Annotated in this window: 3 protein-coding genes; all 3 read right to left on the reverse strand. The window is 41.1% G+C overall.

Annotated elements, in window-relative coordinates:
• Positions 1-58: 58 nt before the first annotated feature.
• The gene (locus tag ASV53_RS23205) at positions 59-1,291 is read right to left on the reverse strand and encodes an L-lactate MFS transporter (RefSeq protein ID WP_094958878.1); all 1,233 of its coding nucleotides are present in this window, start codon (positions 1,289-1,291) and stop codon (positions 59-61) included.
• Positions 1,292-1,636: 345 nt separating this feature from the next.
• On the reverse strand, positions 1,637-1,882 hold the full coding sequence (locus ASV53_RS23210) for an HP1242/YdcH family protein (protein WP_062690501.1): 246 nt from the start codon (positions 1,880-1,882) through the stop codon (positions 1,637-1,639).
• 251 nt (positions 1,883-2,133) lie between these two features.
• Entirely contained in the window at positions 2,134-3,357 is a 1,224-nt protein-coding gene (gltS, locus tag ASV53_RS23215; protein WP_094958879.1) for a sodium/glutamate symporter, read from the reverse strand.
• Between the last annotated feature and the right edge of the window lie 373 nt (positions 3,358-3,730).

Consider the following 3,730-nt stretch of genomic DNA (forward strand, 5'->3'; position numbering starts at 1 on the left):
AACTTATGTAATCAAATAACTTATGTAATCAAATAACTCTGCAATCACAGCAGGTGTATTACGCGTTCGCTAGTTTCTTCTCTAGCGCTTCAGCATCTACAGGCTTAGTGATGAATGATAGGAAGATAGCAACACCTACCATTGCAGCACAGATTGTGTATGCCATTGTGTAAGTACCTGTGGTATCTACTGCAACAGCAGCAAGTACAGGACCGATGAAACCACTGATACCCCAAGCAGTGTAAAGTACACCGTAGTTAGCACCGTAGTTCTTAAGACCGTAGAAATCAGCAATGATAGATGGGAATACCGCTAGAAGGGTACCGTAACCAACACCCGCTACAGCCGCACCGATCATTAGTGTGAAATCACTTTGGAAAGTAGCGAACATAACCATGTTGATACCTTGCATGATAAAAGCAAGCATCAGTGTTTTAACACCGCCAATTTTATCAGACAGGATGCCAGCTGCAATTCGGCCACCAGAGTTGAAGATCGCAAGAATAACAACAAGGTAAGCGGCATCTGCAATATTAGCTTGTAGTGATGCGATAGACGTAATGTTACCGATGACCATAAGACCAGCAGAAGACGCTAACGCGAACATGAACCATAGAGAGTAAAACTGTGGTGTTTTAAGCATGCCACGCCAGTTGATATCTACAGGCTTGCTTGCTTTCGCTGCATCACCAGTAAGGCCCGCTGGAAGCTCTGGTGTGTAATCTGCTGGTGGGTTGTTAATAGTAAATGCAAGTGGCACTGCAATAACAAGAACTGCACAACCTAGGATAAGGAAGCTCGTGTTAATACCGTACTGTGCGATCAGTGCAGATGTTAATGGCGCAAGGTAAACAGCGGCTAGACCGAAACCAGCGGCGATAAGACCATTCACAAGGCCTTTCTTAGAAGGGTGGAACCACTTCATAGCCGCAGGGCTTAAACATGCGTAGCCAAAGCCGATACCACAGCCTGTTAGTACGCCAAAAGTCAGTACTAGCATTAGAGGAGTAGTCGCAAAGCTTGACGCAATCATACCAAGGCCAACCATTACAGCACCCATGATAAGAACACGGCGTGGACCCATACGATCTTGCAAGATACCAGCAACCAGAAGAGAAAGAGCAAAAGTAATGATGGCTACTGTATAAGGCATTGATGCGTCAGCATTTGACCAACCTAAATCTACAACCAATGCTTTTTTGAATACACTCCACGCGTATAGGATACCCATACACAAGTTGATGCAGAATCCAGCAACTAGGATTTGCATAGCTCTATCAAACTTTTTCATTCTTACTCTCAATACGCGCAATGGACACCATTAAAATGGCTATCCAAAACAGTTCTAAAAAAATTAAATATTTTCAACAAAAGTTGAATATCTCGTTTTAAGCGCGCGGATTCTATCAATAAAAGATGGTTAAAAGTGTCAGATACATACAATGTTACAATTGTAATATTGTCTTCATTGAGAGGGCTTTTTGGTGCTATCGAAAAAAAGCCAGCTACAGTAGGTGGTTAGCTGGCAGGTTTAACTCGAGTGTGTAGTTTAAGCATGTTTTTTCAAAATAAAATGTTACAACTAAAGCAAAATTACTTGCAGCTGAATAGGCTTTCTCTAGCAGTTAGTAGAGCGCTACTTATCTGTCTGCCCTATGATCTCGAAGATTTTATCTTTTAAATGTGCTCTTTCTAACTTCATTTGGCTAAAGCTAGTATCACCAATGGGAAGACTTTGGTTTTCTAATCCTCGTATAGCATGATCTAATTTATGATACCGATCAGCCATCGACTTGAAATTTGCGTTAGCCATTTTAAGTTGGTGTATGGTGTTTTGATGCTCAGGGAACTCGATCGCAAGAGAGTGATTTTCATCTAACATTGTCGCTACTCCGTCAAACATATTATCGGAAGGATTACTGTGTTTATTATTGAAGTTGCTGTGTTTCTACGCACCCCATGTGGACATGTTAAGCATAGCTGTAAATAGGGCAATTGGTAGTAAAGAGAGGTGTGACAAAGGTTGTCGGGTAGTGCGAGGCAAATTTTGCGGGGTACCAGCGGAGAGAGATATAAAAAAGCGCGTCTTATATAAAAGACGCGCTTTTTGAACAATTGCTACAGGGTTAAATGCTATTGGATAAAGCTAATGTAACCTTGCAGAACAATCAGGTTTGCAATATCAATAAAGAATGCGCCAACAATAGGTACAACCATAAAGGCTTGTGGTGAAGGACCATTACGAGAGACTAATGAGCCCATGTTCATCACGGCCGTAGGTGTTGCGCCCATACCAAAGCCACAGTGGCCACCAGCAATGATTGCTGCATCGTAAGTAGAGCCCATAACTCGGAACGTCACAAAGTAGGCGAATAGCCCTAGAACCAGCGTCTGAACCGTTAAAATGATAAGCATTGGTAACGCTAGCTCCATCAGTTCCCATAGCTGCAGGCTCATAAGGGCCATAGCAAGGAATAGAGAGAGCGAAATTGTGCCTAAAGCATCGACGGTTTCGCTGTTTACTTTGTAGACTTTTGTTCCTTCACAAACGTTGGTGATAAACACACCAATAAAGAGGGCGTAAACAAAATCAGGAATACGCAACCAGTTAATACCAAAGCTATCGACCAGATCTTTGACATGAGAAGCACCAGCCACACAGATCAGTAAGATAAAGAGCACTTCAATCGTATTTTTCGATGTAATGCGGTCTTCTTCTTTGTCGCTGTAAGTTACAAGGTCAGGGTGTTCAATATGGTGCTTTTGACCATCGCCAAATGATGACTTCAAGTTGAATTTATTGATAAGGCGTTGTGCCATCGGCCCACCAATGATACCACCCATGATTAAACCGAATGTAGCCGATGCCATAGACAGCTCTAAGGTGTGTAGACCATATTCACTTGCAAATGTTTGTGACCAAGCAGCACCTGTACCGTGACCACCAGATAAAGTAATTGAGCCAACAATTAGGCCTAGTAATGGGTCTAAGCCTAAAAGTGAACTTAAACCAACACCCACGCCATTTTGGATAATGATGAATGCAGTTGCTAATCCAAGAAACAAAAATACGCGTGAACCGCCTTGAGCAAGTAATTTGAAGCTTGCTGCTAAGCCAACGGTTGCAAAGAACATCTGCATTAATGTGTCTTTTAAAGGAACGTTAAAAGCGATATCGACACCTTGTGCATGCATAATAGCAACGAAGATAGCAACGATTAAGCCACCTACGATTGGTTCCGGAATATTATACCTGCGTAGAACCTTTACTTTGCTATTTATAAAGTAGCCGAGAAAAAGCACGATAATCGCAATGAGCATTGATTCAAGCTCATTTATTTGAATAAGTGAGTTCATAATGTTTTCTTTTTCATACTTTTCTTAAGGGCTAATTTTAACGGCAAAAAGTGAGCCTGCCTATCTTGTCTATTAGTCATTAATAGTGTAGCAGTCATCGTGTTTATGTAAAAAAATGCAGTAAAGTTGCAGCGATTTATTCACTATTCTCTTTTTTCTTTAAGGCTAAGGTCTTGCAAGATCAATTATCTATATAAGAATAAGCCCGTAGTTGCCTATCAGGCGAAGTGTGTTTCTGAATGTATAAGGTTGATAATTAATCATATATATTACCCTATATATATCAGTGGTTTACGCCTGGGTGGTGTCGAGGGGCTAAATCCATATATTATTTTATCGATAATTTATTAACCTGTACTTCAGGTAATTAATC

It is taken from the genome of Photobacterium sanguinicancri, from assembly GCF_002265265.1.
Lineage (GTDB): Bacteria > Pseudomonadota > Gammaproteobacteria > Enterobacterales > Vibrionaceae > Photobacterium > Photobacterium sanguinicancri.

What these genes read in the sequence shown, in the direction of transcription:
- ASV53_RS23210 (WP_062690501.1), bottom strand. Translation starts at nt 1,882, where the DNA reads ATGTTAGATGAAAATCACTCTCTTGCGATCGAGTTCCCTGAGCATCAA.
- ASV53_RS23205 (WP_094958878.1), bottom strand. Translation starts at nt 1,291, where the DNA reads ATGAAAAAGTTTGATAGAGCTATGCAAATCCTAGTTGCTGGATTCTGC.
- gltS (WP_094958879.1), bottom strand. Translation starts at nt 3,357, where the DNA reads ATGAACTCACTTATTCAAATAAATGAGCTTGAATCAATGCTCATTGCG.